The organism is Pseudomonas sp. WS 5411 (genome assembly GCF_012985595.1).
In the GTDB taxonomy this organism is placed as follows: Bacteria; Pseudomonadota; Gammaproteobacteria; order Pseudomonadales; family Pseudomonadaceae; genus Aquipseudomonas; species Aquipseudomonas shahriarae.
Window position 1 is genome coordinate 145264 of the sequence record NZ_JAARMC010000004.1, and the last position, 25303, is coordinate 170566.

A 25303-nucleotide genomic window follows, 5' to 3' on the forward strand; every position below is an offset into this window, starting at 1 on the left:
AGAGTGCCAAATACCCTCAGCCCTGCATTTGCCTTACACCAACTTCAACGCACGCAGGAAGTAGTCCTGCCATTGCGATTGGACCAAATTGCACTTTTGCCCATACATATCCAGCATTCCGCCAATGACCACCACCGAGTGGTGGGAGTTGGCCAGGGTGCCAATCGCCCCATTTATCAGTTCTTTTACCGTGCTTTCACGGACATAGGCCGACAGCCCAAGCCTGCGCAGCGCCGCTCCCGGATACTCACCGTCGTTCAGGGTTTCCATGGCCATCTCAAAACTCTGACGAGCACGGCCGTCGTTGTTCTCCCACTGCGCCCGTTTGGCACTCGCGGCGTACAAGAAATTGGCATCGGCCAGCAATGACGGATTGGTGCCCTTCAAGTTGGAGGCTGCCTGGGCCTTTCTCAGCTCATCATGGGTCAGGGTCAACTTATAAGAATCTCTCATGACCACTTCATAGCCTTCAGCGGTGACCGTGACCTTTTTAAAGATGTCTTGCGGGCGTTGCCCAAACCTCATCATCGCCGCCTTGATCGCTGATACGGTGACACAGTTGCCTTCTACCCCTTGATAAAAGCCACTCCAGATATCAGCGGGGGGGACACCCACGGGCGCACGGGATAACTTCAGCGCACCTGTCTCGAGACTTGCGGGCGATGCCTCCGGCGCCTGCGTGTCATTGAACAACATATACCCGTAACTTCGATCAACTCTTTGCTTGTGTCCGTAGTTATGCTGGGTGTTATCCATGACAAAGGCCGAGCCAAAATTATGTGTCTCCACCACACCCAACGCGCCGCTGGCGGCCATATCAGTAGTGGGCACAAACTGGGCAAAACCAATCATTCCCATGCCCCGCAGGCAGTTCTGCGTGGTTTCGCCTTCAAGGCTCTTGCGTAAGGTCTGCTCGAAACTGCCATATTCCCCAGTTTGTTGTTTACGCTTGGCAAACGCCGCCAGCACAACATTGGCATCGGCAATGGCCGAACTGTCATTGCCAGCAAATCGCGATGCCTTCGCCGTCAGTTTTAGTTCCTCTTTGGAAATATGCACCTTAAACTCATCTTTCATCGTGATGTCATAACCATCCCCCGCGACTTTCACTTCCTCAAACATATCCCGTGGGTTTTGACCAAATGTCATCATCATCATTTTAATAACCGCCGCATGGGTGCTGCTATCAAAGCACTCACCAAAACCACGCGGGGTGGCGGTAAAAGCATTCAAGATATCATCGGGTTTCTTGCCCCGTTTCGTCGACAACTCACCTGAGGAAAAACTATTGGCCGGCTCAAGAGCTGCCCTATAACCATCAGTAAATAACGGATTAAACATACTTATATTCATGACACCCCCTACCCACAACAATATTAAAGACACGACAAAAACGCATTGTTAAAAAACAACAAATGCCAGATATTGAAAAGCCAGAAAAACGAATAACAAAAACCTGCGCAGGATAACTACAACGACTCTTATTTTTAAAGCTTACTCGACAGCCCCCTCTACAACTTCACTCAACCGATCAGCGCCACTGCATCCCCGTACGTTGGCGCCCTGCCTTTTCGGCCCCACAACTCCTCCCGACCATCAATCACTGCAACCGAATGCATGGCCCGATTGACCATCCCTACCTGCCCCCGGGCCAGGGCGCTTACAGGGACACGTTTCATATAATGTATTAAGCCCAGCCGCTGAAAACCTTCACCGGGACCATTTTCATCTTCGCCATTATTGAGACTGCGTATCGCCGCGCTAAAACTTCTCGCAGCCCTGCCATCGTTATTATCCAAATGCGCACGCTTGACACTGCAAGCAAACATGAACTCAGCATCCTTGAGTGCGCCTTTGTCTCGTCCAAAAAACCGTGCCCCTGCAGCCGCCTGCTTCAACTCTTGGTGGCTCACGGTCAAGTAATAGCCATCTCGCATTGTGACCTCATAGCCCTGGGCGGTTTTACGAACGCGTTTATAAACATCGGTAGGGCTTTGCCCAAACTTATGCATGGCTGCCTTGATCGCCGAAACAGTCACGCAATTGCCATCTGGCCCTTGGCGGAAACCGCCCCAGATATCGTCACACTTGGCCCCATTGCGCTTACTCGATAGGTCAGGAAGAGGTGTAGGTGCCGTCTCCGGTTCTGGCACTACCGGTGTTGGCTTGACCTCTGGTCTGACCGGCTCGGGAACAACCTTTACGGTGTCTTGTTCGTTACGGCCTGACAGCAATGCTGAAAGCTGGCTCAAGAAAGCGCTGAACATCGAAATAATGGCCTGCAAGTCCACCGCAGGCTTCTTCAACTCACCCGTCGCCCGCTTGAAGTAGTTATTTACCGAGTGCTGACGGGAAGCCGTGCTGCCCCCCAAACGCTGTATCGAGGGCCTCTGGGTGGCGCCATGAAACGCCTCCCCCTGCCGTCCCGAACAATCACACATGAGGTGTACAGCGCTGTTAACGTTTAACACGGACATGATTCTGACCCCCACTAAGTGCCCCTCCGGCCGGTCACTGACCGGAGAAGCAACTGGTTGAATTTAAAGGTTTACAGGCTCTGAAGAGGTACTAGGGCCGACGAGAGAGGGCCGTAGCCCAACCCATTTCATCCGGACCGCAGTCTGGGCCCGGGGAGGTCAGGTCAGTCCCTGGCAACGGCTTGTCCGGCTGTACTGCTGGGGTTGGCAGTGGCAAGGCATCAGGTTCTACACGGGCGTCGGTCTGGGGTACTACCACCCTGGGTTCCGGGCCAGACTTCACGCGACTATCGACCACTGGCGGCGCCGGTTGGGGGACCACGCCGGGTTTCACACGACTGCTGATCATGGGCACGGGCCGCTGGGGCTCCAACTCGGGTGTCACATTCGTCGTGATCACGGGTACCAGCGACGCAGGTACCGAACCAGACTTCGTACGAACGTCAATCGCCGAATGAGCGTCCGCCGGGCAATGGCAGTTGTTGATATTGACGTTCACCCGCACCACTGAGTCGGAGGACACTTTGGAGTCTGTATCTGGAACCCGGGGCAAGACCTTGATATCCGGCGACACTGCGGGTTGCTTGCCCGGGATTACGGGTTTGCTCTCGGCCTGCTTGTCCGCCTCGACCAGCACTTTGGCGTCCTTGCCCGGAACCGCCGGCTGGCTCTCGGCTTGCGGCTTCTTCTCGGCCTGCTTGTCCGTCTCGAGCGGCACTTTGGTGTCCTTGCCCGGAACCGCCGGCTGGCTTTCGGCTTGCGGCTTCTTCTCGGCCTGTTTGTCCGTCTCGAGCAGCACTTTGGTGTCCTTGCCCGGAACCGCCGGCTGGCTCTCGGCTTGCGGCTTCTTCTCGGCCTGTTTGTCCGTCTCGAGCAGCACTTTGGTGTCCTTGCCCGGAACCGCCGGCTGGCTCTCGGCTTGCGGCTTCTTCTCGGCCGGTTTGTCCCTATCGAGCTGGTTTTTTAAGTCTTTGCCTGAAATTACCGGCTTACCCGCGTCAATCGGTGCTTTCAATTCCTTGCCTGGGAGGGCCGGTTTATCCCCAGGCTGGGATTTCACTTCAGTCGGCTTGTCCATTGTCGGCAAAACATCAGGAGAGTGTTTTTTGCCAGACAGCACATCTCGCATCGCCTTAAAAAGAAGTTCAAACATATCAAGCAGTTTTGAAAGTGCGTCGGTACTGACGACTGTACTTTCCCGCCCATTCGCAACGGTACGGTTATAATCTGGCAAAACACTCGGCTTAGCCCCCAGCGGCTTACTTGCGTCAACACTTCCAACCTGAGCAACTACCGGCGCGGCCCGATCAAGCTGATGATTACCGACATTAACGCTCGGAGGATTATTAACAGATAGATAAGACATTAGTCATCCCTCTTTTCATAAAAGCACCAGGGCATTCAAATACCCATAACGAACACGATTTACTGATGACTTGAAACGGTAGCAACCGAATCAAAGTCCATGATTTCGTGGAGCAAAAAGCGTTCGGGTTCCAGAAATCCCTGAAAACATAAGGACACTAATAGAGAACTTCAGACTTTTACCTATGGACTTCTGCAGAAAATCAGCTTCCCAGCGCTTTTCCTGGGGAAAACAACGTCATACCCGTTAATAAACTGCCTCGATGAAAAAAAACGTCATGATTCCTCAATCTTTCACAGAACGGCCCGTGATATTTCCCGCGCGAAAAATACAGTGGTCACGCACAGTAAAACCAAAAAACACAATCCGCTTCACACCTTCCAAACCTGGGCAAAACTAAAAACAAGTTACACACACTCACTAGTACAAAAAACCAATCGGCACTTTTCAACTAAACAACAACCGTAGCGCTACTGGTTAAATCACTTACTCCCGCCTTAGCGCCTTAAACAAAAAAAGGGCGCCAGAGGCGCCCTTTCTTGAAGAGATGAAAAACTTAAAAATATAGACTCAGTGTTGCAGGGCCGGCTTCTGCCCCCCATTGATCGGGATGCGTTTGGCCTTTGCCTCTTCCGGCACTACTCGCAGCAGGTCAATGCTCAACAATCCATTGCTCAGGTCTGCGGCCTTGATCTCAATATGGTCCGCCAAGCGGAACGACAACTTGAAGGCGCGCTGGGCAATGCCTTGATGTAGATAGGTGACGTTCTCGGCCTTGGTGTCACGCTTGCCACCACTGACGGTCAAGACGCCTTTCTCTACCTGCAACTCCAAATCGTCTTCCTGGAAACCGGCCGCCGCGATCACGATGCGGTATTGGTCTTCAGCGTGTTTCTCGACGTTATAGGGTGGGTAGCTGCTGCCCGGCTCGTTGCGCAGCGCGGTTTCGAACAGGTCGTTGAAACGGTCGAAACCCACGGAAGAGCGGAACAGCGGTGCCAGGGAAAATGCGGTACTCATGGTCAAATCTCCTGAAATAATCAGCAAGGTTCTTTATCTCCACGACCCGAATTCGGCATCGTGTAATCCCTAGATAAGGACCGCCAAGTACATTTCAAGAGAGGCCGTAAGAAAATTTTCAGACCCCTTGGGGGTGAGGCATTCCGAGCAAACGGCTGACCTGCTGAAGGTCGGTTTCCCGGCGCAGCGCGGTAAACAGCTCTACAGCTTGCGGGTAGTTGCGCGTCAGCATCGCCAGCCACTGCTTCAGACGACCTGGTGCCTGGCGCTCAGTCAGTTGCGCTACAGACTGCGTCCAGAACTCCCGAAGCATGGGCTGCATCTCCTCCCAACTCATCTCCACCACGTCTTCACCGGCACGTGCGGCGGCGATTTGCCGGGCCAGGTCGGGACGCGCCACCAGGCCGCGACCGAGCATGATGTCCTCGACACCGCTGATCTCGCGGCAGCGTCGCCAGTCTTCAACACTCCAGATATCACCGTTGGCGAACACCGGTACCTTGACCACGTCCTGCACACGCGGGATCCACTCCCAATGGGCTGGCGGCTTGTAGCCATCGGCCTTGGTCCGCGCATGCACCACGATATGTGCCGCACCACCTTCCGCCAGAGCAGTGGCACACACCAGCGCGCCGTCCGGACTGTCGAAGCCCAGGCGCATCTTGGCGGTCACCGGGATATGCGCCGGCACCGCACGACGTACGTGCTCGACGATCTGGTTGAGCAGTTCCGGTTCCTTGAGCAGCACCGCGCCGCCGCGGGACTTGTTGACCGTCTTGGCCGGGCAGCCAAAGTTCAGGTCGATCACCTCAGACCCCAACTCACAGGCCAGCGCGGCGTTTTCCGCCAGGCACACGGGATCAGAGCCCAGCAACTGCACACGCAAAGGCACGCCCGCAGCGGTTTTGGCACCGTGCAGCAGTTCAGGAGCAAGCTTGTGGAAATAGGCCGGAGTCAGCAGGCGGTCGTTGACCCGGATAAATTCGGTCACGCACCAATCAATACCGCCCACCTGGGTCAGCACGTCCCGCAGGATGTTGTCGACCAACCCCTCCATGGGCGCCAAGGCAATTTGCATGGAAAACACTCAACGAAAAACGTGGCGCAGTTTACTGGGTTTCCCACAGCAACCGTTAACCCCCTTGTCAGATGTGGATCGCCACGCCATAGCCTTCGATAAACTCCGCCGGCATGCGCTTGGGCTTGCCGCTGGAGAGTTCGATACAGACAAAGGTGGTTTGCGCACGCAACAAGGTGGCGCCATCACTGGGGCGCATCAGTTGGAAGCGCCGGGTCATCTTCAGGCGCTGGTCCCAATCGACGATCCAGGTCGCCAGTTGCAACTCATCGCCTTCGTAGCCGGCTGCCAGATAGTCGATTTCATGGCGCACCACCGCCATGGCCCGATCCAGGCGCCGGTACTCGGCAAGGTCCAGGCCCAGACGCTGGGAGTGGCGCCAGGCGCAACGCTCCAACCAGGAGACGTAAACGGCATTATTGGCATGCCCCAGGCCGTCGATGTCCTCAGCGGCCACCTGCAGATCAATGATAAACGGCTTTGCCAAGTCCCAGCCCATGCCCAGCTCCCGGTCGATTAATGTCGGCGGGCAGCAGTGTAACCCATCGCTTGGCTCAAGCGGTTTGCCGCGCCGGTTCACGGCAGCCGGCCAGCAGCGCCAGCACGCCTTCGACCACTCGAGGGTCGGCCAGGACCTTCTGATGCCCGCCTTGCTCCAGGCGCAACAGGCGGCTGTCGAACCAGGCCTCGTGGATCATCTGTGAGGCCTTGACCGGGACGAAGGTGTCGTCTTCGGCATGCACGATCAGCCCTGGGATATTCATTTGATAGTGGGCCACATCCAGGTGCTTGAGCGGGATGCCCAGGGCGTACTCGACCTCCTGGATAAACGCTGCACGCGCCCGCTCCGGCATGCCGACCACCGAGGCAAAGCCGCGCAATACATCGAGCAAACGGGAAGGGGCCGCAATGCTCACCAACGCATTGGTGCGCAGGCCCAATTGGATGGCCAGCATCGCACTGGCGCCGCCCATGGAGTGACCGACCACCGCGTGCAGCGGCGGCAACTCAGCGGCCGCTTCCAGCATCGCCCGGGCAAACAGCACCACGTGGGCCTCACGGCCCGGCGAGCGACCATGGGCCGGGCCGTCGAGGGCAATCACCGAATAACCGGCGCCCACCAATGCGTCGATCAAGCTGGCGAACTGGGTTGGTCGCCCTTCCCAACCATGCATCATCAGCACTGCCGGGCCCTGGCCCCAACGCAGCGCCGACAGGCCAAAACGCAAGGTGATGCGCTCGGCCTGCGCCAGCAGCGGCAATTCCCACGCACGGGGCGGCAGATCCCGAGGCGTCATGAAGGCGCGACGCATCTGGTTGGCGATGGTTTGCGGCGCCAGCCTGCCCACGGTGCCGTTGACACGGCGAATCCAGTTCAAGGTGCTCATCCCTTCACTCCCCAGGCTCACCAGCCTTGTTCAGCGCACTGCCGACTTGGAGGCGCGCAATACACGATCCGACAATTCGCCCGGCCCCAGGGCCCGGGCCAATGCCAGGCCGCCAATCATCAAGGCCATGTCGGCCAGGGCTTTGTCGGTGTCTTCCGGGCTGGCGGCCAGTTGCGCAGCCATCAGCTCGACGTGCTGGCTCAGCACATCGCGAAACTCATCCGGCAAGCGGCTCATCTCGCCCACCGTGGCCGGGATCGGGCAGGCCTGGGCGGTAGAATCGCGGTGCTTGCGCGACAGGTAGAACGCCGCCACCAGGGCGCGGCGCTCTTCGCCTGTCAGGCTGGGGTCCATGTCTTCGATAGACGCCCGGCGCCGCGCCAGCAGTTGCTCGAACGCTTCCAACATCAAGGCGTCCTTGCTTTCAAAGTGGGCGTAGAAGCCGCCAACGGTCAGGCCCGCGGCCCCCATGACCTCACCCACACTCGGTTCGGCCGGGCCACGCTGAATCAGCGCGGAGCTGGCGGCTTGCAGAATACGTTCACGGGTTTGCGCTTTTTTATCGCTCATGACGGCCTCCGAATATTACGGTTAAAATATTATCTTCATAATACTTTTTAGCAAGCGCTGAATTCGACCGCTGGTCAGAAGAGATTTTTGTAGAGGGAGGGAGAAAACCCAAACGCCAGACAAACAAAAGGGTCATTCAATAATCGAATGACCCTTATAAATCCCGCAGAGCGGGTAATCGTGGCGTCCCCTAGGGGACTCGAACCCCTGTTACCGCCGTGAAAGGGCGGTGTCCTAGGCCACTAGACGAAGGGGACACAAACCTTCTATACAACATGATCAGGCTGAGACTGATCAGTTCAAGGACGGTGTGGCCAGACCTTGAACCTGTAAATTGGTGGAGCTAAACGGGATCGAACCGTTGACCTCTTGCATGCCATGCAAGCGCTCTCCCAGCTGAGCTATAGCCCCGGATTTTTCGCCTCGCGGCGCAGCAGACCTTGCGAGCTGCTTGTTGAAACTGGCGTCCCCTAGGGGACTCGAACCCCTGTTACCGCCGTGAAAGGGCGGTGTCCTAGGCCACTAGACGAAGGGGACAAAACCTTCTGTACAACCTGATCAAGCTGGGCCTGATCAATTCAAGGACGGTGTGGCCAGACCTTGAACCTGTAAATTGGTGGAGCTAAACGGGATCGAACCGTTGACCTCTTGCATGCCATGCAAGCGCTCTCCCAGCTGAGCTATAGCCCCTCATCGGTGAGGACGGGGCGAATCTTAATGGCGCTTTGAAAGGCTGTCAAATTTATTTTCAACAATTTTCAAAGTTTTTTGCCGGGATAACAATCACTTACCGTCAAAACCCCGGAAAGCCGGGGTTTTGACCTTACCAGCGCTTAACTAGGCGATAGCACCCAGCAGCTTTTCCCATTCCTTGTTTTCTTTCTTCGACACACCGCCCAGCAAATCAAGGGCTTGGCGCAGACGGAAACGGGTCAGGTCAGGGCCGAGGATTTCCATCGCATCAAGTACCGACACCGAACTGGCCTGCCCGGTAATCGCGGCAAACATCAGCGGCATGGCATCGCGCAGTTTCAACTCCAGGGACTCGACCACCGCCTGGATGGTTGCGGTAATGGCGTCCTTCTCCCACTGGCGCAGGCTTTCAAGCTTCCACAGGATCAACTGCATCAACTGGCGAACCTGGTCGGCCGAGAGTTTCTTCGACTCGAACAGCTTGGCATCCGGGTTCACGCCCCCGGCAAAGAAGAAACTGGCCAGTGGGGCGACCTGGCTGAACGTCTCCACCCTGCCCTGCACCAGCGGGGCGATCTTCATCATGTACTCGGGGTTCAACGCCCACTGCTGCACACGGCTGGCGAACTCTTCCACCGGCAGGTCACGTAGCCATTGGCCGTTGAGCCACGACAGCTTCTCGATATCGAAGATCGGCCCGCCCAGGGAGACGCGGGACAGGTCGAAGTTATCGACCATTTCCTGCAGCGAGAACTTCTCGCGCTCGTCCGGCATCGACCAGCCCATGCGGCCCAGGTAGTTGAGCATCGCTTCAGGCATGAAGCCCATGCGCTCGTAGAAGGTCACCGAGGTCGGGTTCTTGCGCTTGGACAGCTTGCTCTTGTCCGGGTTACGCAGCAGCGGCATGTAGCACAGCTGTGGCTGTTCCCAGCCGAAGTATTCGTAAAGCAGGATCAGCTTGGGCGCCGATGGCAGCCACTCTTCGCCACGCAGTACGTGGGTGATGCCCATCAGGTGGTCATCGACCACGTTGGCCAGGAAGTACGTCGGCAGGCCGTCGGTCTTCATCAGCACTTGCATGTCCATGCGGTCCCACGGGATCTCCACATCGCCGCGCAACATGTCCGGCACCACGCACACGCCTTCGCTCGGCACTTTCATACGAATGACGTGAGGTTCACCGGCAGCCAGGCGCTGGGCCACTTCGTCTTTCGACAGCAGCAGTGCGCGGCCATCGTAGCGCGGGGTTTCGCCACGGGCCTGTTGCTCGGAGCGCATCTGGTCCAGCTCTTCGGCGGTGCAGAAGCACGGGAAGGCATGGCCCATGTCGACCAGTTGCTGGGTGTACTTTTTATAGATGTCGCTGCGCTCGCTCTGGCGATACGGGCCATGTGGACCGCCGACATCCGGGCCTTCAGCCCAGGTAATGCCCAACCAGCGCAGGGCATCGAAAATCTGCTGTTCCGACTCACGGGTCGAACGCACTTGGTCCGTGTCTTCGATCCGCAGGATGAATTCACCGCCGTGCTGCTTGGCAAAGCAGTAGTTGAACAAGGCGATGTAGGCAGTACCGACGTGGGGATCCCCAGTAGGCGATGGCGCGATGCGCGTGCGGACGGTGGTCATGGCGGGTCTCGAATGGGCAATAAAGCTGAAAATAAAACAAGGGGCGAATGGTAACAGCCCCAAGCCCCCCGGCTCCAGCGTGGGCCGATCAACAAAGGGCATATAAACCAAGGTTGGGGCTGCAACCGCGAGATAGCTATTTGGCAGATCGTTAGCTGGCTATATTCCATTGCCTTTCGTAACCGACACTGCGCCGCCATCGCAGGCAAGCCAGCTCCCACATGTTGAAATGCATTGCACATGTGGGAGCTGGCTTGCCTGCGATGAGGCCTGCCCCATCAACGCAACTTCAGACCGTCAGCAACCGCTCGCGCAACTTGCCAATCTCATCGCGCATCTGCGCCGCCGCTTCAAACTCCAGGTCCCGCGCCAGCTGGTACATCTTCTCTTCCAGTTGGCGGATACGCTTGGTGATTTCGCTCGGCGAGCGCAGTTCGTTTTCGTACTTGGCGTTTTCCTCGGCAGCCTTGGCCATGCCTTTGCGCTTCTTGCTGCGCGAGCCCGGTACGGTGGCGCCTTCCATAATGTCGGCCACGTCCTTGAACACGCCCTTGGGGGTGATGCCATTGGCCAGGTTGAACGCAATTTGCTTGTCGCGGCGGCGCTCGGTTTCGCCGATGGCCCGCTCCATGGAGCCGGTGATGCGGTCGGCATACAAAATCGCCCGGCCATTGAGGTTACGCGCCGCACGGCCAATGGTCTGGATCAGCGAGCGCTCGGAGCGCAGGAAACCCTCCTTGTCCGCGTCCAGGATCGCCACCAGCGACACCTCGGGCATGTCCAGGCCTTCACGCAGCAGGTTGATGCCCACCAGCACATCGAACGTGCCCAGGCGCAGGTCGCGGATGATCTCCACGCGCTCCACCGTGTCGATGTCCGAGTGCAGGTAACGCACGCGCACGCCGTGGTCGGCGAGGTAATCGGTAAGGTCTTCGGACATGCGCTTGGTCAGCGTGGTAACCAGCACCCGCTCTTCCAGGGCCACGCGCTTGGTGATCTCCGACAGCAAATCATCGACCTGGGTCAGGGCCGGGCGTATCTCGATTTGCGGGTCGACCAGGCCGGTGGGACGCACCAGTTGCTCGATCACCCGGCCAGCATGCTCGGCCTCGTAGTTGCCCGGCGTGGCGGACACAAAGATGGTCTGCGGGCTGATGCTTTCCCACTCGTCAAAACGCATCGGCCGGTTATCCAGCGCCGAAGGCAGGCGGAAGCCGTACTCCACCAGGGTTTCCTTGCGCGAACGGTCGCCTTTATACATGGCACCGACTTGCGGCACGCTGACGTGGGATTCGTCGATCACCAGCAAGGCGTCTGCCGGCAGGTAGTCGTAGAGGGTCGGTGGTGGCGCGCCGGATTCGCGCCCCGACAGGTAGCGCGAGTAGTTTTCGATGCCGTTGCAGTAGCCCAGCTCGAGGATCATCTCCAGGTCAAAACGCGTGCGCTGCTCCAGGCGCTGGGCTTCCACCAGCTTATTGTTGGCGCGCAGGTATTCGAGGCGCTCGGCCAGCTCGGCCTTGATCCCCTCCATGGCATCCAAAAGGGTTTCACGGGGTGTCACATAGTGGCTTTTTGGATAGAACGTGAAACGCGGCAGTTTGCGGATCACTTCGCCAGTCAATGGATCGAAGGCCGACAAACTCTCGACTTCATCGTCGAACAGCTCGATCCGGATCGCTTCCAGGTCCGACTCTGCCGGGTAGATGTCGATCACGTCGCCACGCACGCGGAAGGTCGCGCGGGCAAAGTCCATATCGTTGCGGGTGTATTGCAAATCCGCCAGGCGCCGCAGCAAGGCGCGCTGGTCGAGTTTGTCGCCGCGATCGACGTGCAGCACCATCTTCAAATAGGTTTCCGGGCTGCCCAGGCCGTAGATGCAAGAAACGGTGGTGACGATGATCGCGTCCTTGCGTTCCAGCAGCGCCTTGGTCGCCGACAGCCGCATCTGCTCGATATGGTCGTTGATCGACGCATCCTTCTCGATAAAGGTATCGGAGGACGGCACATAGGCTTCGGGCTGGTAGTAGTCGTAGTAGGAGACGAAGTACTCCACTGCGTTGTTCGGGAAGAACGCCTTGAATTCACCGTACAACTGCGCGGCGAGGGTCTTGTTCGGTGCCAGCACCAGGGTCGGGCGGTTGATCTGCGCGATCACGTTGGCAATGCTGAAGGTCTTGCCGGAGCCGGTCACCCCAAGCAAGGTCTGGTGGGACAGGCCAGCCTCGATGCCTTCGACCATCAGGCGGATGGCCTCGGGCTGGTCGCCAGCAGGTTCAAAGCGGGTGACTAGTTGGAAATCCGACATAACGTACCTCTTGAAGTCACCCCAGACTGTAAACCCGTCGGGGACGAAAAAGACCACAGCCTGCTAAATATCAGAGCGAGCCGTAGGAAAAAACCATGATAGCTGTAGAAGTGGAGGCGAATGTGACGGGTTTCAAGGCAATCGTCCTGCATGCCTGCGGCCATCAATGTTGCAATAAGACTAACGGTCGATAAATAAACCGAAAAACTTGGCCGAAAAGCCATTTCGGCTGTCGCCGCGAGCGGTGTTGGCCTCTATACTAGCTCCCCGTTTGTGCACCGCTCTAGTGCATTCGGCTGGAGCGCGACACGTCCCTCCATTCCCCCATAGAGCTGCCGCAAAAATGAGCCTGTTCTCCGCTGTCGAAATGGCACCACGCGATCCTATCCTGGGCCTCAACGAAGCATTCAACGCCGATACCCGTACTGACAAGGTCAACCTTGGCGTGGGCGTTTACTGCAACGAGGAGGGGAAGATTCCACTCCTGCGTGCCGTTGCCGAAGCGGAAGCCATTCGCGTGGCGCAACACGCCGCCCGTGGCTACTTGCCGATTGATGGCATTGCCGCCTACGACCTGGCCGTGCAAAAGCTGCTGTTCGGCACTGAGTCACCGCTGTTGAGCGCTGGCCGGGTGATCACTGCCCAGGCCGTTGGCGGCACCGGCGCACTGAAAATCGGCGCTGACTTCCTCAAGCAACTGCTGCCCAATGCCGTGGTTGCCATCAGCGACCCAAGCTGGGAAAACCACCAGGCGCTGTTCGAAAAAGCCGGCTTCCCGGTACAGACCTATCGTTATTACGACGCGGCCACCCACGATGTGAACCGCGCCGGCCTGCTGGAAGACCTCAACGCCCTGCCCGCCCAGTCCATCGTCGTGCTGCACGCCTGCTGCCACAACCCGACCGGCGTCGACCTGAGCCCGGCCGACTGGAAAGACGTGCTGGAAGTGGTCAAGGCCAAAAACCTGGTGCCGTTCCTCGACATGGCCTACCAGGGCTTTGGCGACGGTATCGACGAAGATGCCGCCGCCGTGCGCCTGTTCGCCGAGTCGGGCCTGACCTTCTTTGTGTCCAGTTCGTTCTCCAAATCGTTCTCGCTGTACGGCGAGCGCGTGGGCGCACTGTCCATCGTCAGCGAATCGAAAGAAGAAAGCGCGCGCATCCTGTCCCAGGTCAAGCGCGTGATCCGCACCAACTACTCCAACCCGCCGACCCACGGCGCGGCGATTGTGGCGGCAGTGCTCAACAACCCAGAGCTGCGCGCCCAGTGGGAAGCAGAACTGGCCGAAATGCGTCTGCGCATCCGCGGCATGCGCGAGCAGATGGTCAGCGACCTGGCCAAGGCTGCTCCGGGCCACGACTTCAGCTTCGTCGGTCGCCAGCGCGGGATGTTCTCCTACTCCGGCCTGACCGTAGAGCAAGTCACCCGCCTGCGCAGCGAGTTCGGTATCTACGCCCTCGACACCGGTCGCATCTGCGTGGCGGCGTTGAACCAGGCGAATATCGCTGCCGTGACCAAGGCGATTGTGCAGGTGCTGTAAGCCTGATCGCGGGGTACGAAGGGGAAGCCAGTGGCTTCCCCTTTCCATTTGTGCCCCCCGTGGCGAGCGAGCTTGCTCGCGTTGGGCTGCGCAGCAGCCCCAATACCTGCCACCCTGAACTTACTGGACCACCACGGTGCCTGAACAAGGGGCCGCTATGCGCCCCAACGCGAGCAAGCTCGCTCGCCACAACAAGTTCACCACTTGCGGCGCCCAACCCCTAGACTGAACACCGACTGCCCCTTTGCTGCGAGAGCCTTATGAGAAACGACGACCTGGACCTGCGTGCCGACCGCGACGAACTGGATCACTTCACCCCGCGCACGCCCCCAGCCAAGCGGCAAAAAAGCCTGGTGCTGCAAGTCGCCCTGGGCGTCTTCCTCGGCGGCCTGGCCTTGTGGCTGGTGCAACTGGGGGCCACGGCGCTGATGGCGAAACTGGCGATGGGCACCCTGCAGTTTGGTGGCTAGCTTGCCGACGCCTACAGGGGAATGCGTTCCTGTAGCAGTTGCACAAAGCTGTCCAAACTCTGCGACACCGTGCCCCGACGCCAGATCAACCAAGTGTTGAGCAGGCGGAACTCGTCGGCCAACGGCCATACACTGACCGTGGTAAACCCCGGCATGCTCTCCAACATGCTGCGCGGCATCAGCGCCAGCCCGGCGCCGGCGCTGACACAGGCGAGCATGCCGTGGTACGACTCCATCTCGAAAATCTTCCCCGGCATCGCGCCGTCCTGGGAAAACCAGCGCTCAAAGTGGTGCCGGTATGAGCAGTTGGAGCGAAAGGTATAGATGTTCTCACCGTTCACATCCTGCCCGCGGCTGATCGGCGCGTGATGCAAGGGCGCAATCACCACCATCTCCTCCTCAAACACCTCCACTCCCTCCAGGGTCGGGTGCAACACCGGGCCATCGACAAACGCCGCCGCCAGTCGCCCCGATAACACGCCTTCGATCATCGTGCCCGAGGGCCCGGTGGTCAGGTCCAGTTCGACCTTGGCGTGTTTCTGGTTGTAGGCCGCCAGCAATGCCGGGATTCGCACGGCGGCGGTGCTTTCCAGCGAGCCCAGGGCGAAGGGGCCCTGGGGCTCCTCACCCGCCACGGTGGCGCGGGCCTCTTGCACCAGATCAAGGATGCGCCGTGCATAACCGAGGAAATTCCAGCCGGCAGGCGACAGGCGCAGTCGACTTTTCTCACGGATAAACAGCTCGACACCCAGGTCCTGCTCCAATTGCTTGATACGCGTGGTCAGGTTCGATGGCACCCGATGAATCAGCTGTGCGGCGGCGCTGATGCTGCCTTGCTCAGCCACGGCCTTGAAAATCTCCAACTGCACCAGATCCAAGTCATTCTCCAATCGTGAACGTATTGCTTAATATTATTCAGTTCCCGGAAAAGATACAGCCCCGTACGCTGGGCACCTTCTCCAACACTGCGCAGGACGGTGCCATGAACGCTATCACTCACCAGACCCATGCCTTGTCGATCAACCCCGCCAATGGCGAAACCGTCGGCAGCTACCCGTATGAATCCGCCGCGCAACTGGATGCCGCCCTCACTCGTGCCAGCACCGCCTTTCGCAAGGGGCGCCATACGCCAGTGGCACAGCGCGCCGAAATGCTCCTGGCCCTGGCCGGCGCCCTGCGTGAACAAGCCGAAGAAATGGCGCAAATGATCACCCTGGAAATGGGCAAGCCCATCGCCCAGGCCCGTGGCGAAATCGAGAAATGCGCCTTGCTGGCCGAGTGGTACGCCGCCCATGGCCCGGCCATGCTCGCCCCGGAACCGACCCTGGTGGACAACGGCAGCGCCCAGATCGAATACCGCCCCTTGGGCCCGATCCTCGCGGTAATGCCGTGGAATTTCCCGGTGTGGCAAGTGCTGCGCGGCGCCGTGCCGACCATGCTCAGCGGCAATACCTACGTGCTCAAGCACGCGCCCAACGTGATGGGCAGCGCCTACCTGATGCAACAGGCCTTCCACAAAGCCGGCTTCGCCGATGGCCTGTTCGAAGTGATCAACGTCACCCCCGACGGCGTGTCCAAGGCCATCGCCGACCCACGCATCGCCGCCGTGACCCTGACCGGCAGCGTGCGCGCCGGCATCGCCATCGGCTCGCAAGCCGGCGCCGCGCTGAAAAAGTGCGTACTGGAACTGGGCGGCTCCGACCCCTTTATCGTGCTCAACGACGCCGACCTCGACGCCGCCGTGCAAGCGGCGGTGATCGGCCGCTTCCAGAACTCCGGCCAGGTCTGCGCCGCCGCCAAGCGCCTGATCATCGAGCAAGGCGTGGTCGAGGCGTTCACCGCCAGATTCCTTGAAGCCAGCCGCCAACTGGTGATGGGCGACCCGACGTCGAGCGACACCTACATTGGCCCCATGGCCCGCTTCGACCTGCGTGACGAGCTGCACGCACAAGTCCAGGCGACCCTGGCCGAAGGCGCCACCCTGCTGCTGGGCGGCCATCCTATTGAAGGCGCGGGCAACTATTACGCCCCCACCGTCCTGGCCAACGTCACCGACCAGATGACCTCGTTCAGACAGGAACTGTTCGGCCCCGTCGCCTCGATCATCAGCGCCCGCGACGCCGAGCATGCCGTGGCCCTGGCCAACGACAGCGAGTTCGGCCTCACTGCCAGCCTCTTCACCCGCGACCCAGCCAAGGCACGCGAGATCGCCAACCAGCTGGAAACCGGCGGGGTCTTTATCAACGCCTACAGCGTGTCCGATCCTCGGGTGGCGTTTGGCGGGGTGAAAAAGAGTGGGTTTGGCCGCGAACTGTCACATTTCGGCGTGCGGGAATTCTGCAATGCGCAGACGGTATGGATAGATCGGCGGTAGGCCGATAGTCAAGATTGCTCATTGCCAGCCTGCAGGTTCGGGATATGATCAGGCCGATATTTGAACCGGACTGCACTGACCTATGCCCGTTGACCTGCAAGCGCTCTACCCCAAACTGATCCATCTGATGCTGGATACGGTTTTCGTGGTCGACAGGGACAATCAGATCGCATTTGTCAGCGATGCCTGCGAGACGCTGCTCGGCTACCGTGCCGACGAGTTGACCGGCAACTTGATCACCGACTATATGCACCCTGAAGACCTGGCAACCACCCGAGCCTCGATCATCCGAGTGATGAACGGCCAGCCCCACGTCGATTTCCGCAACCGCTATCTGCGCAAGGATGGCAGTGTCGTGCATATCCTGTGGGCGGCATTCTGGTCCGAGGATGTGGGCGCCCGGATCGGCGTGGCGCGGGACATCACCGCCCTCACCCAGGCCGAGGAGGAACTGCGCTTTCTCGCCCACCACGACCCACTGACCGCCCTGACCAATCGCTCGTTGTTCAATGATCGGCTGGACTCCGCGTTGCGCAACGCGCGCCGCCAGAACAGCACACTGGCGCTGCTGTTCCTGGATATCAATGATTTCAAGGGCATCAATGATGTGCATGGACATGCCGCCGGCGACCGCGTGCTATGTGCCATTGCACGACGCCTGGAAGGCTGTGTGCGGGACACCGACACAGTAGCGCGGATGGGTGGGGATGAATTCACCGTGCTGTTGACCGATCTTCATTCAGAAGAGGCGGTGGCCGAGAAGGTACAGCAGATCCTTGCCATCATGGCCGAACCGCTGGGCCCTGAGTTTGGCCCGGTGACAATGCCATCGTGCAGCATCGGCGTAGCCCGTTACCCGGCTGACGGGGACAATGCCGATACGCTGCTCAGCCATGCCGATGGTGACATGTACCGGCTGAAGAAAATCCACCGCGCGGCCGCCAAGCGAGCTATTTGTTGAAGCGGCGCAGTTGTGCCGGTTCGGGCTCACTGGCAGGCCAACGCGTGTAGGCCATCAACGGTTATTGCGCAGGATCGAGAAATTCAACGCCGCCGCGACACTCAGCCACGCCAGGTAGGGGAACAGGATCAACCCGGTGATCAGGTCCAGGCGCACCGCCAGCACCACCATCGCCGCCACGGTGAGCCAGAGCAGCGTGATGATCAGCATCCCCGCAAGAATCCGATGCGCGCCGAAGAACACCGGGGTCCACAGCGTATTCAAGGCAATCTGCGCCGCCCACAGGGCCAGCACCGTCTGACTGCCGGGGATCAGGCTCAGGCGGTAACCGGCCCAGGCGAGTAGCAAATAGATGATCGTCCAGGCCACCGGAAACAACCAATTGGGTGGGGTGAAGCGCGGTTTGACCAGGGATTGATACCAGGCGCCGGGCTTGAACATGATGCCGGTGCTGGCAGCGGTGGCGCAGGCGAGCAGGAAGATGAAGAACGTCATGGTCGGTCCCTATATGGATGGCGCACGCAGTTGGCACCGTAACTTCTCAAATGACCCAACCTTGCGGCCATAAATTCAATCGGCCCCGAAACGAATCCGCTTGATTGACCGATTTTCGCGTAGCCCGCACCTTTTTCACGTCATATAAAAGGTTTAGGGTGCGTTGATTCTTCCCATTCCTTAGAGAATCGAGCGCTTGGCCAACGTCCCCGCTGATCACCGCAGCAGTCCCTGGTCGGTTTTCCTGATTTTCCTGCGCCTGGGTCTGACCTCCTTCGGCGGACCTGTCGCCCACCTCGGCTACTTTCGCGATGAATTCGTCACGCGGCGGCGCTGGCTGAGCGAGCGCAGCTATGCAGACCTGGTCGCGCTCTGCCAGTTTCTCCCCGGCCCGGCCAGCAGCCAGGTGGGCATCGCCCTGGGTTTGTCACGGGCAGGCTACAGCGGCGCACTGGCGGCCTGGGCCGGGTTTACCTTGCCGTCCGCCGTGCTCTTGATCCTGTTCGCCCTGGGCCTGACCCAGCATAGCTCGGCCATACCGAACGGCGCACTGCATGGCCTCAAAGTCGTCGCCGTGGCGGTCGTCGCCCAAGCCGTGTGGGGCATGGCGCGCAACCTGTGCCATAGCGGGGGGCGCATGCTCCTGATGCTGATGGCCGCCGTCATTACCCTGTTGATACCGTCGGCCTGGGGCCAGGTCGCGGTGATTGCCGGCGCAGGCGTCGTCGGCCTGCTGCTGTTCAGCCCCGTCCCCAACGCCACCCACGAAGCACTCGCCATCCCCATCCGCCGCCGCGCGGGAGTGATGTGGTTGGCGCTGTTCTTGATCCTGCTGGTGGGCCTGCCGCTCCTCGCCCAGACGCTGCCCAACCAGAGCCTGGCGCTGCTAGACGCGTTCTACCGCAGCGGCTCGCTGGTGTTCGGCGGCGGCCACGTGGTACTGCCCCTGCTGCAAGCCGAAGTAGTGCCGCCGCAATGGGTGAGCAACGACGTGTTCCTCGCCGGCTACGGCGCGGCCCAAGCCGTGCCCGGGCCCTTGTTTACCTTCGCCGCGTTCCTCGGCGCCGCAATGAACCCAGCCCCCACCGGCTGGCTCGGCGGCGTGATCTGCCTGCTGGCTATCTTCACGCCGTCGTTTCTCTTGATCTTCGCCGCCCTGCCCTTTTGGCAAAGCCTGCGCCAAAACACACGCGCACAGGCCGCACTGGCCGGCGTGAATGCCGCGGTGGTGGGTTTATTACTGGCAGCGCTGTACCAACCGGTGTGGACCAACGCGATATTCACCGCACAAGACTTCGGCCTGGCACTGATCGCCCTGGTGGCGCTGATGTTCTGCAAACTGCCGCCATGGCTCGTGGTTGCAGGCAGCGGCGCAGCGGGCTGGTTATTGAGTCTGATCGTGTAGACAACCCAGCCACCACGCCCTGCTCGACAGCCGGGGCGTGCAGCTACTAGCCCTTCAACTCAGCCGCACGATGGCTGGCAGCGTCGTCGTAAGCCACATACAACGACTCGGCGATTTGGCTTTTGATGGCTTTGGTGGACTCCAGGCCCAGGACAAAACCTTCGGCTTTGCCGCCTGCGCGATTCAGGTCTTCAGGCGTGCTGGCGCCGGTGATCGCCTCCAGCAACTTGATGGCATGTGGGCCTACGCCCTTGGGCAGGCTGATCTGGTCAATGCTCATTGCGGCACCTCGAATGAGGCTGGGGACGGTGTGTTGCGGGTGAACGAGGTCATGTGCGATACCTTGATGGCTGGGGGCCGATAGCGCGAGGAACCACTGCCGGAGAGGCATGGTAGACCGGGATGGGCAAAAAAGGGCTGATTTCGCGACCACATCGTTGCAGCACTTGCCATCCCAACCTCTGAGAACAAGAGGGAGCGCCGCCGAACCCGGGCTCGACGGCTCGTTCGACTCTCAAACTCCATTCAGAAGCGTTTAGGCAGGATCCGCGCCAGGGTGTTGTCCCGAACCCAGTAGTGATGGAACAAACCTGCCGCCGCATGCAAACCGATCAGCCAGTAACCGCTACTGCCAAGCAACTCGTGCCAATGCTTGAACTGCTTTGCCAAGTCCGGATCGACCGACACAAGTGACGGCAGAAAAAACCCGAAGTAAGGCATCGGTTTGCCTGCCGCCGACAACATCAGCCAGGCCAGCAGCGGGGTCGCAATCATCAGCCCATACAATGCCAGATGCATCAGGTGCGAAGCGCCGGTCTGCCACGCAGGCAAGGCAGGCGTTATGGGTGGCCGGGGGGTCAGGCGCCCAAGCAGACGCACCCAGACCAGAAGAAAAATGCTTGCCCCCAAAAGCCCGTGCAGTCCCAGGAATAGGCTTCTCATGGTGCCCCCACGGGGTAGCAGGCCTTTGATTTCGATGCTGGCATAGACACCGACAAACAGCCCCAGCATCAGCCAGTGCAATGCAATCGACAGTTTTCCATAACGTTGGGTGGATGAGTCTCGGGTCATGCTGGGCCTCTGCAGTCATTCTGGCGAGCGAGTCATTCGCCCGACCTCGATCCGGTTTAACGCCTGATCGAACCACGCCACCCTGCCCGCCCAGCCTTAATACAATCTGAAGAAGCGCCAGCCCGTCTGTTACGACCTTCAGACTCCGTTAAGAAATGCCCTCGATACTCTGCCCAAACCTACTGGGGAGACGTTATCCAATGGCCCATTTCGACTGGCACCTCTCTTTACCGCTTCACTTCGGGCAAGCCGAGTCCTCGCAGATGAATCTGCTCAGGGCCTTGCCCGGCGACACGCTGCGCGCGTTGTTCGAAACCTTTGTCCAACAACGTTTTCGCCAGGCACATGGTGCTGACATTCGTTATTTCATGCCGGAACTGTTTGGCGTAAGCAGCGCGTCTGGCGAACTTTGCGCCGTCGCCGGTGTGCGTCTGGCCAAGACTGAACCCTTGTTTCTGGAGCGGTATCTGGACGCGTCGATTGAAGCGCTGATCGGCACGGCAGCCGAGCGCCCCGTCGAGCGTACCGGCATCGTCGAGGTGGGCAATCTGGCGGCCAGTGACAACGGCAGCGCACGTCTGAGCATCATTACCCTCACTTATCTGCTGGCCATGGGCGGCCTGGAATGGGTGGCCTTTACCGGCAATATCGGGCTGGTCAACAGCTTCCATCGCCTGGGATTAAAACCGCTGACGCTCTGCGCCGCCGACCCCGAGCGGCTGGGCGCTGACCGCCACAGTTGGGGCAGCTATTACGACAGCAAGCCCTGGGTGCATGTAGGCAACATCCGCGCAGGCTTTGTCCATCTGCGCAATATCGGCGTGTTCAACCGCCTGGGGTTGCCCACATCGCTTGAGGAGGCCACTTATGTCGCCTGAAATGGAGCGTTTCAAGGAGATCCTGCGCAGCCACGCTGAATGCACGCCACACACCACCGCCCTGTGGGGCGATCAGTTGAAGCTGGACTACGCCACCCTGTACGCCGAGCTTAACTATCGCCAGCAGCGACTGCGCGATGAGGGCATCAAGGTGGTCGCGCTGGCGCTGGACAATGGCGTCGAAGCGATGCTCTGGGATCTGGCCACGCTGTTCGAAGGGTTGACGTGCCTGACGCTGCCGCCGTTTTTCACCCCGGCTCAACGCAAGCATTGCCTGGAACAAAGCCAGGCAGAGCTGGTGATTGCCGAACCGCAACTGGAGGCAGAACTGCAAACCGCCGGTTTCGAGAAAACCGGCGAGTTCTGGCGCAAAAACCTCAACGGTGCGTCCGGCTTACCCGAACACACCGCCAAACTGACGTTTACCTCGGGAACCACCGGTACCCCCAAAGGCGTGTGCCTGAGCGCCGAGAGTATTTTGAGGGTTGCCCGCGAGCTGTATCAGGCCAGCCAACCCAACGATCCACGGCACCACCTCGCGGTGCTGCCCCTGGCAATCCTGTTGGAAAATATCGGTTGTTATGCCGCCCTTTATGCCGGCGTCACCCTGAGCCTGCCAAGCCAGAGCGTGTTGGGTATTCAAGGGGCCAGCGGCGTCGACGTCCCGCAATTGCTCGGCTGCCTGGCCGCCCGCGCCCCCGAAAGCCTGATTCTGGTGCCGCAGCTTCTCCTGCTGCTGGTCAACGCTGGCGAACAAAAAGCCTTCAATCCTCAAACCCTGCGTTTTGCCGCCGTGGGCGGTGCGCGGGTTTCAGAAGAACTGCTGCACCGTGCGCACACCCTCGGCATGCGTGTCTACGAAGGCTACGGCCTGTCGGAGTGTGCGTCGGTGGTGTGCCTCAACCACCCCGAGGCCCATCGTCCCGGCAGTGTCGGCAAACCCCTGCCTCACGTAGAGGTACGTCTGGCTGAAGATGGCGAAGTGCTGATCAAGGGTTCTACCTTGCTCGGTTATTTGGGCGAGCCCGCTGGCGTCGACCAATGGTGGTCCAGCGGCGATCTGGGCGAATTTGACGCCGACGGTTTCCTCTATCTCAAGGGGCGCAAAAAACATCAATTTGTCACCAGCTTCGGGCGCAACGTGAATCCGGAATGGGTCGAGGCCGAACTGACCCAACGCCGGCATATCGCCCAGGCCTTCGTCTACGGCGAAGCCATGCCAAGCAACCATGCGCTGCTGTGGCCCCATCGCCCCGATTGCACCGATGACGAACTGGCGGCCGCGGTGGCCCAGGCCAACGAGGCCCTGCCCCAATACGCCCAGGTCCATCACTGGACCCGGCTGCCTCAACCGTTCACGCCCGCGAATGGTCTGCTGACCGCCAATGGCAGGCCGCGCCGCGACGCCATTGTTGAGCGTTACCAGGCGCAATTGACTGTATCGACCCCTTCCGAGGTATCCGCATCATGAGTTTTTTCGACACCCTGCAAATCGCCACTCAAGCAGAACGCAACGAGCTGTTCACCCTACCGGTCATCCGCGATGCCCTTGAGGGCAAGGTCAGCCTGGAGAGCTATCGGGCGTTTCTGACCCAGGCGTACTACCACGTACGCCACACTGTGCCGTTGATGATGGCCTGTGGCGCGCGCCTGCCGACGCGCCTGGAATGGCTGCGTGAAGCAGTCTGTGAGTACATCGAAGAAGAATACGGCCATGAAAAATGGGTGCTCAACGACATCCAGGCCTGTGGCGGCGACAAAGAGGCGGTACGCGACGGTCATCCGTCCCTGCCCATCGAGTTGATGACCAGTTTCCTCTACGACCTGATCGCCCGGGATAACCCGGTAGGTCTGTTTGGCATGGTCAACGTCCTCGAAGGCACCAGCATCGCCCTTGCCACCCACGCCGCCGGGACCATTCGCGATCGCCTTGAGCTGCCGGAAACCGCCTTCAGCTACCTCAGCTCCCACGGTTCCCTGGATATCGGGCACATGCAGACTTACCGCCGACTGATGGACAAACTGCAGGACCCGAGTGATCAGGCGGCGGTCATTCATGCCTCCAAAGTGGTCTACAAACTCTACACCGACATGTTCCGTGGCTTGCCGCGTGACGGGGAGAGCCTGCATGCGCCTGTCTGAGGCTCGCGTGGTCTTGACCGGCGCCAGCGGCGGCATTGGCGCGGCGATTGCTGACGCACTGTGCGCCAACGGCGCCCAGGTGCTGGCCGTCGCCCGCCACCGCGAGTCGTTGGCGCCGCTGCTCGAGCGCTATCCACAGCAGGTGTTCTGGATTGGCGCCGACCTGACGTTCCTGGCAGACCGTCGCAAGGTGCTGACCGTTGCGCAGGCAATGGGCGGTATCAACCTGCTGATCAACGCCGCCGGGGTCAATCACTTCGCCATGCTGGAGCAGCTCGAGGACAGCGATATCAACGCCATGCTGGCAGTCAACATCAGCGCGCCTATCTGCCTGACGAAAATCCTCCTGCCACTGCTCAAGCAAGCCAGCAGCGCGATGGTCGTCAACGTTGGCTCCACCTATGGTTCGATTGGCTACCCCGGCTACGCCAGCTACTGCGCAAGCAAATTTGCCTTGCGTGGATTTTCCGAAGCCTTGCGCCGTGAGCTGTCAGACACCCGCGTGGGTGTGTTGTATGTCGCGCCACGCGCCACCAGCACCCCCATGAACAGTCCGGCCGCGCAGGCGCTCAACGACGCCCTCAACGCGAATGTCGACGACCCTCAAACCGTGGCCTCGGCCGTGATCCGCGCCATTGCCGGTGACCATCGCGAGTTGTACCTGGGCTGGCCGGAACGGTTTTTTGTACGCCTCAACAGCCTGCTGCCCAACCTGATTGACCGAAGCTTGCGCAAGCACCTACCCCTGATCCGTCGCCTGAGCCAAAAGACTGACAACGAGGACCTCAATCCATGAAAAACACCCTCTGCTTGCTATTACTCGGCGCGTTGAGCACGACCGTCTGGGCCCTGGACGCCGCTGACCAGCAACGCCTCAACGACATCCAGCAGCGCTGGGCGCATATTCAATACGAATTACCCGCCGACCAGCGCGCGGCGAAGTTCGAGCAACTCGCCACCCAAGCCAGCGCGTTTACCCAGGATCGCCAATCCGTCGCCGAGGCCTGGATCTGGTCCGGTATCGTCACCAGCAGTTGGGCTGGCGCCCAGGGTGGGCTCGGCGCGTTGAGCAAGGTCAAGGAGGCGAAGATCGACCTGGAAAAAGCCCTCTCCCTGGACCCCAAAGCCTTGCAAGGCTCGGCCTACACCAGCCTCGCCGCGCTGTATGATCGGGTACCGGGCTGGCCTATTGGTTTCGGCGATTCGGACAAAGCACAACAATTGCTCGAGCAAGCATTGCAACTGAACCCAGACGGCATTGATAGTCTGTACTTCTGGGGCGATCACCTTTACCGTCAAAAACGCTACCCCCAAGCCAGACAGGCGCTACAAAAAGCCCTGCAGGCAGCCCCGAGGCCAGGCCGTGAAACCGCTGACGCCGGGCGCCGCACGGAAATCGAAGCGTTACTGCAGCAAGTGAACCAGAAACTCGACTGACAGGAGT

Annotated in this window: 24 protein-coding genes and 4 tRNA genes; 10 read left to right on the top strand and 18 right to left on the bottom strand. The window is 59.8% G+C overall.

Features of this window, described 5'->3' with window-relative positions; all coding sequences use genetic code 11:
- Positions 1–33 precede the first annotated feature (33 nt).
- The 14 genes from HBR93_RS09880 to uvrB form a co-directional block, all read right to left on the bottom strand.
- Entirely contained in the window at positions 34–1341 is a 1308-nt protein-coding gene (locus HBR93_RS09880; protein ID WP_262377277.1) for a hypothetical protein, read from the bottom strand.
- A 182-nt stretch (positions 1342–1523) separates the two neighbouring features.
- The gene (locus tag HBR93_RS09885; protein WP_233092153.1) at positions 1524–2477 is read right to left on the bottom strand and encodes a hypothetical protein; all 954 of its coding nucleotides are present in this window, start codon (positions 2475–2477) and stop codon (positions 1524–1526) included.
- 91 nt (positions 2478–2568) lie between these two features.
- Positions 2569–3843, bottom strand: coding sequence for a hypothetical protein (locus HBR93_RS09890; RefSeq protein WP_169960209.1), 1275 nt, complete (start codon positions 3841–3843; stop codon positions 2569–2571).
- Between the two features lie 570 nt (positions 3844–4413).
- Positions 4414–4863, bottom strand: a complete 450-nt coding sequence (locus HBR93_RS09895; protein ID WP_057438600.1) for an Hsp20 family protein — start codon at positions 4861–4863, stop codon at positions 4414–4416.
- A 118-nt stretch (positions 4864–4981) separates the two neighbouring features.
- Positions 4982–5941, bottom strand: a complete 960-nt coding sequence (locus HBR93_RS09900; RefSeq protein ID WP_057438599.1) for a tRNA-dihydrouridine synthase — start codon at positions 5939–5941, stop codon at positions 4982–4984.
- Positions 5942–6008: 67 nt separating this feature from the next.
- Positions 6009–6440 carry a thioesterase family protein gene (locus HBR93_RS09905; RefSeq protein WP_057438598.1) on the bottom strand — a complete coding sequence of 144 codons (432 nt, stop codon included), beginning with the start codon at positions 6438–6440 and terminating at the stop codon, positions 6009–6011.
- A gap of 55 nt (positions 6441–6495) precedes the next feature.
- Positions 6496–7329, bottom strand: a complete 834-nt coding sequence (locus tag HBR93_RS09910; protein WP_115128640.1) for an alpha/beta fold hydrolase — start codon at positions 7327–7329, stop codon at positions 6496–6498.
- A gap of 30 nt (positions 7330–7359) precedes the next feature.
- Positions 7360–7899: a TetR/AcrR family transcriptional regulator gene (locus tag HBR93_RS09915; protein WP_057438596.1), complete on the bottom strand. Its 540-nt coding sequence runs from the start codon at positions 7897–7899 to the stop codon at positions 7360–7362.
- A gap of 181 nt (positions 7900–8080) precedes the next feature.
- A tRNA-Glu gene (locus tag HBR93_RS09920) sits at positions 8081–8156 on the bottom strand.
- A 78-nt stretch (positions 8157–8234) separates the two neighbouring features.
- Positions 8235–8310: transfer RNA gene (locus HBR93_RS09925), tRNA-Ala, on the bottom strand.
- Positions 8311–8360: 50 nt separating this feature from the next.
- Positions 8361–8436: transfer RNA gene (locus HBR93_RS09930), tRNA-Glu, on the bottom strand.
- A gap of 77 nt (positions 8437–8513) precedes the next feature.
- A tRNA-Ala gene (locus HBR93_RS09935) sits at positions 8514–8589 on the bottom strand.
- Between the two features lie 147 nt (positions 8590–8736).
- On the bottom strand, positions 8737–10218 hold the full coding sequence (gene gltX / locus HBR93_RS09940; RefSeq protein ID WP_169960210.1) for a glutamate--tRNA ligase: 1482 nt from the start codon (positions 10216–10218) through the stop codon (positions 8737–8739).
- A gap of 289 nt (positions 10219–10507) precedes the next feature.
- Positions 10508–12523, bottom strand: a complete 2016-nt coding sequence (gene uvrB / locus HBR93_RS09945; protein WP_057960188.1) for an excinuclease ABC subunit UvrB — start codon at positions 12521–12523, stop codon at positions 10508–10510.
- 343 nt (positions 12524–12866) lie between these two features.
- Between uvrB and HBR93_RS09950 the strand changes: the two genes are divergently transcribed.
- Positions 12867–14063 (top strand): amino acid aminotransferase, encoded by a 1197-nt coding sequence (locus HBR93_RS09950; protein WP_057960189.1) that lies wholly within the window; start codon positions 12867–12869, stop codon positions 14061–14063.
- A 260-nt stretch (positions 14064–14323) separates the two neighbouring features.
- The gene (locus HBR93_RS09955; RefSeq protein WP_057438594.1) at positions 14324–14533 is read left to right on the top strand and encodes a hypothetical protein; all 210 of its coding nucleotides are present in this window, start codon (positions 14324–14326) and stop codon (positions 14531–14533) included.
- Between the two features lie 11 nt (positions 14534–14544).
- Here HBR93_RS09955 and HBR93_RS09960 read toward each other — a convergent pair whose 3' ends face one another.
- Complete coding sequence (locus HBR93_RS09960; RefSeq protein ID WP_169960211.1) at positions 14545–15411, bottom strand: LysR family transcriptional regulator; 867 nt, start codon at positions 15409–15411, stop codon at positions 14545–14547.
- Between the two features lie 104 nt (positions 15412–15515).
- Here HBR93_RS09960 and HBR93_RS09965 point away from each other — a divergent pair, with 104 nt between their 5' ends.
- On the top strand, positions 15516–16907 hold the full coding sequence (locus tag HBR93_RS09965; RefSeq protein WP_169960212.1) for an aldehyde dehydrogenase family protein: 1392 nt from the start codon (positions 15516–15518) through the stop codon (positions 16905–16907).
- 82 nt (positions 16908–16989) lie between these two features.
- Entirely contained in the window at positions 16990–17868 is an 879-nt protein-coding gene (locus HBR93_RS27125; RefSeq protein WP_115128644.1) for a sensor domain-containing diguanylate cyclase, read from the top strand.
- A gap of 54 nt (positions 17869–17922) precedes the next feature.
- Here HBR93_RS27125 and HBR93_RS09975 read toward each other — a convergent pair whose 3' ends face one another.
- Positions 17923–18363: a TspO/MBR family protein gene (locus HBR93_RS09975; RefSeq protein WP_057438591.1), complete on the bottom strand. Its 441-nt coding sequence runs from the start codon at positions 18361–18363 to the stop codon at positions 17923–17925.
- A 196-nt stretch (positions 18364–18559) separates the two neighbouring features.
- Here HBR93_RS09975 and chrA point away from each other — a divergent pair, with 196 nt between their 5' ends.
- A complete protein-coding gene (gene chrA / locus HBR93_RS09980) occupies positions 18560–19768 on the top strand; it encodes a chromate efflux transporter (protein ID WP_169960213.1) in 1209 nt (402 codons plus the stop codon).
- Positions 19769–19814: 46 nt separating this feature from the next.
- Here chrA and HBR93_RS09985 read toward each other — a convergent pair whose 3' ends face one another.
- Entirely contained in the window at positions 19815–20048 is a 234-nt protein-coding gene (locus tag HBR93_RS09985; RefSeq protein ID WP_057438590.1) for a hypothetical protein, read from the bottom strand.
- 245 nt (positions 20049–20293) lie between these two features.
- Positions 20294–20839, bottom strand: coding sequence for a cytochrome b (locus HBR93_RS09990; protein ID WP_057960193.1), 546 nt, complete (start codon positions 20837–20839; stop codon positions 20294–20296).
- A gap of 200 nt (positions 20840–21039) precedes the next feature.
- Between HBR93_RS09990 and HBR93_RS09995 the strand changes: the two genes are divergently transcribed.
- The 5 genes from HBR93_RS09995 to HBR93_RS10015 are packed head-to-tail and all read left to right on the top strand — an operon-like array spanning position 21040 to position 25296.
- A complete protein-coding gene (locus HBR93_RS09995) occupies positions 21040–21717 on the top strand; it encodes a thermostable hemolysin (RefSeq protein WP_169960214.1) in 678 nt (225 codons plus the stop codon).
- Positions 21707–23188 carry an AMP-binding protein gene (locus HBR93_RS10000; protein ID WP_169960215.1) on the top strand — a complete coding sequence of 494 codons (1482 nt, stop codon included), beginning with the start codon at positions 21707–21709 and terminating at the stop codon, positions 23186–23188. Before HBR93_RS09995 ends, HBR93_RS10000 begins: the two co-directional genes overlap by 11 nt.
- The gene (locus HBR93_RS10005) at positions 23185–23859 is read left to right on the top strand and encodes an iron-containing redox enzyme family protein (RefSeq protein ID WP_169960216.1); all 675 of its coding nucleotides are present in this window, start codon (positions 23185–23187) and stop codon (positions 23857–23859) included. Before HBR93_RS10000 ends, HBR93_RS10005 begins: the two co-directional genes overlap by 4 nt.
- On the top strand, positions 23846–24655 hold the full coding sequence (locus HBR93_RS10010) for an SDR family oxidoreductase (protein ID WP_169960217.1): 810 nt from the start codon (positions 23846–23848) through the stop codon (positions 24653–24655). Before HBR93_RS10005 ends, HBR93_RS10010 begins: the two co-directional genes overlap by 14 nt.
- A complete protein-coding gene (locus tag HBR93_RS10015; RefSeq protein ID WP_169960218.1) occupies positions 24652–25296 on the top strand; it encodes a tetratricopeptide repeat protein in 645 nt (214 codons plus the stop codon). The genes HBR93_RS10010 and HBR93_RS10015 overlap by 4 nt, the downstream gene beginning before the upstream one ends.
- Positions 25297–25303 lie beyond the last annotated feature (7 nt).

Excerpts from the sequence above, each read along its gene's own strand:
- HBR93_RS09880 (WP_262377277.1), bottom strand. The coding sequence starts at position 1,341 with ATGTTTAATCCGTTATTTACTGATGGTTATAGGGCAGCTCTTGAGCCG.
- HBR93_RS09885 (WP_233092153.1), bottom strand. The coding sequence starts at position 2,477 with ATGTCCGTGTTAAACGTTAACAGCGCTGTACACCTCATGTGTGATTGT.
- HBR93_RS09890 (WP_169960209.1), bottom strand. The coding sequence starts at position 3,843 with ATGTCTTATCTATCTGTTAATAATCCTCCGAGCGTTAATGTCGGTAAT.
- HBR93_RS09895 (WP_057438600.1), bottom strand. The coding sequence starts at position 4,863 with ATGAGTACCGCATTTTCCCTGGCACCGCTGTTCCGCTCTTCCGTGGGT.
- HBR93_RS09900 (WP_057438599.1), bottom strand. The coding sequence starts at position 5,941 with ATGCAAATTGCCTTGGCGCCCATGGAGGGGTTGGTCGACAACATCCTG.
- HBR93_RS09905 (WP_057438598.1), bottom strand. The coding sequence starts at position 6,440 with ATGGGCTGGGACTTGGCAAAGCCGTTTATCATTGATCTGCAGGTGGCC.
- HBR93_RS09910 (WP_115128640.1), bottom strand. The coding sequence starts at position 7,329 with ATGAGCACCTTGAACTGGATTCGCCGTGTCAACGGCACCGTGGGCAGG.
- HBR93_RS09915 (WP_057438596.1), bottom strand. The coding sequence starts at position 7,899 with ATGAGCGATAAAAAAGCGCAAACCCGTGAACGTATTCTGCAAGCCGCC.
- gltX (WP_169960210.1), bottom strand. The coding sequence starts at position 10,218 with ATGACCACCGTCCGCACGCGCATCGCGCCATCGCCTACTGGGGATCCC.
- uvrB (WP_057960188.1), bottom strand. The coding sequence starts at position 12,523 with ATGTCGGATTTCCAACTAGTCACCCGCTTTGAACCTGCTGGCGACCAG.
- HBR93_RS09950 (WP_057960189.1), top strand. The coding sequence starts at position 12,867 with ATGAGCCTGTTCTCCGCTGTCGAAATGGCACCACGCGATCCTATCCTG.
- HBR93_RS09955 (WP_057438594.1), top strand. The coding sequence starts at position 14,324 with ATGAGAAACGACGACCTGGACCTGCGTGCCGACCGCGACGAACTGGAT.
- HBR93_RS09965 (WP_169960212.1), top strand. The coding sequence starts at position 15,516 with ATGAACGCTATCACTCACCAGACCCATGCCTTGTCGATCAACCCCGCC.
- HBR93_RS27125 (WP_115128644.1), top strand. The coding sequence starts at position 16,990 with ATGCCCGTTGACCTGCAAGCGCTCTACCCCAAACTGATCCATCTGATG.
- HBR93_RS09975 (WP_057438591.1), bottom strand. The coding sequence starts at position 18,363 with ATGACGTTCTTCATCTTCCTGCTCGCCTGCGCCACCGCTGCCAGCACC.
- HBR93_RS09985 (WP_057438590.1), bottom strand. The coding sequence starts at position 20,048 with ATGAGCATTGACCAGATCAGCCTGCCCAAGGGCGTAGGCCCACATGCC.
- HBR93_RS09990 (WP_057960193.1), bottom strand. The coding sequence starts at position 20,839 with ATGACCCGAGACTCATCCACCCAACGTTATGGAAAACTGTCGATTGCA.
- HBR93_RS09995 (WP_169960214.1), top strand. The coding sequence starts at position 21,040 with ATGGCCCATTTCGACTGGCACCTCTCTTTACCGCTTCACTTCGGGCAA.
- HBR93_RS10000 (WP_169960215.1), top strand. The coding sequence starts at position 21,707 with ATGTCGCCTGAAATGGAGCGTTTCAAGGAGATCCTGCGCAGCCACGCT.
- HBR93_RS10005 (WP_169960216.1), top strand. The coding sequence starts at position 23,185 with ATGAGTTTTTTCGACACCCTGCAAATCGCCACTCAAGCAGAACGCAAC.
- HBR93_RS10010 (WP_169960217.1), top strand. The coding sequence starts at position 23,846 with ATGCGCCTGTCTGAGGCTCGCGTGGTCTTGACCGGCGCCAGCGGCGGC.
- HBR93_RS10015 (WP_169960218.1), top strand. The coding sequence starts at position 24,652 with ATGAAAAACACCCTCTGCTTGCTATTACTCGGCGCGTTGAGCACGACC.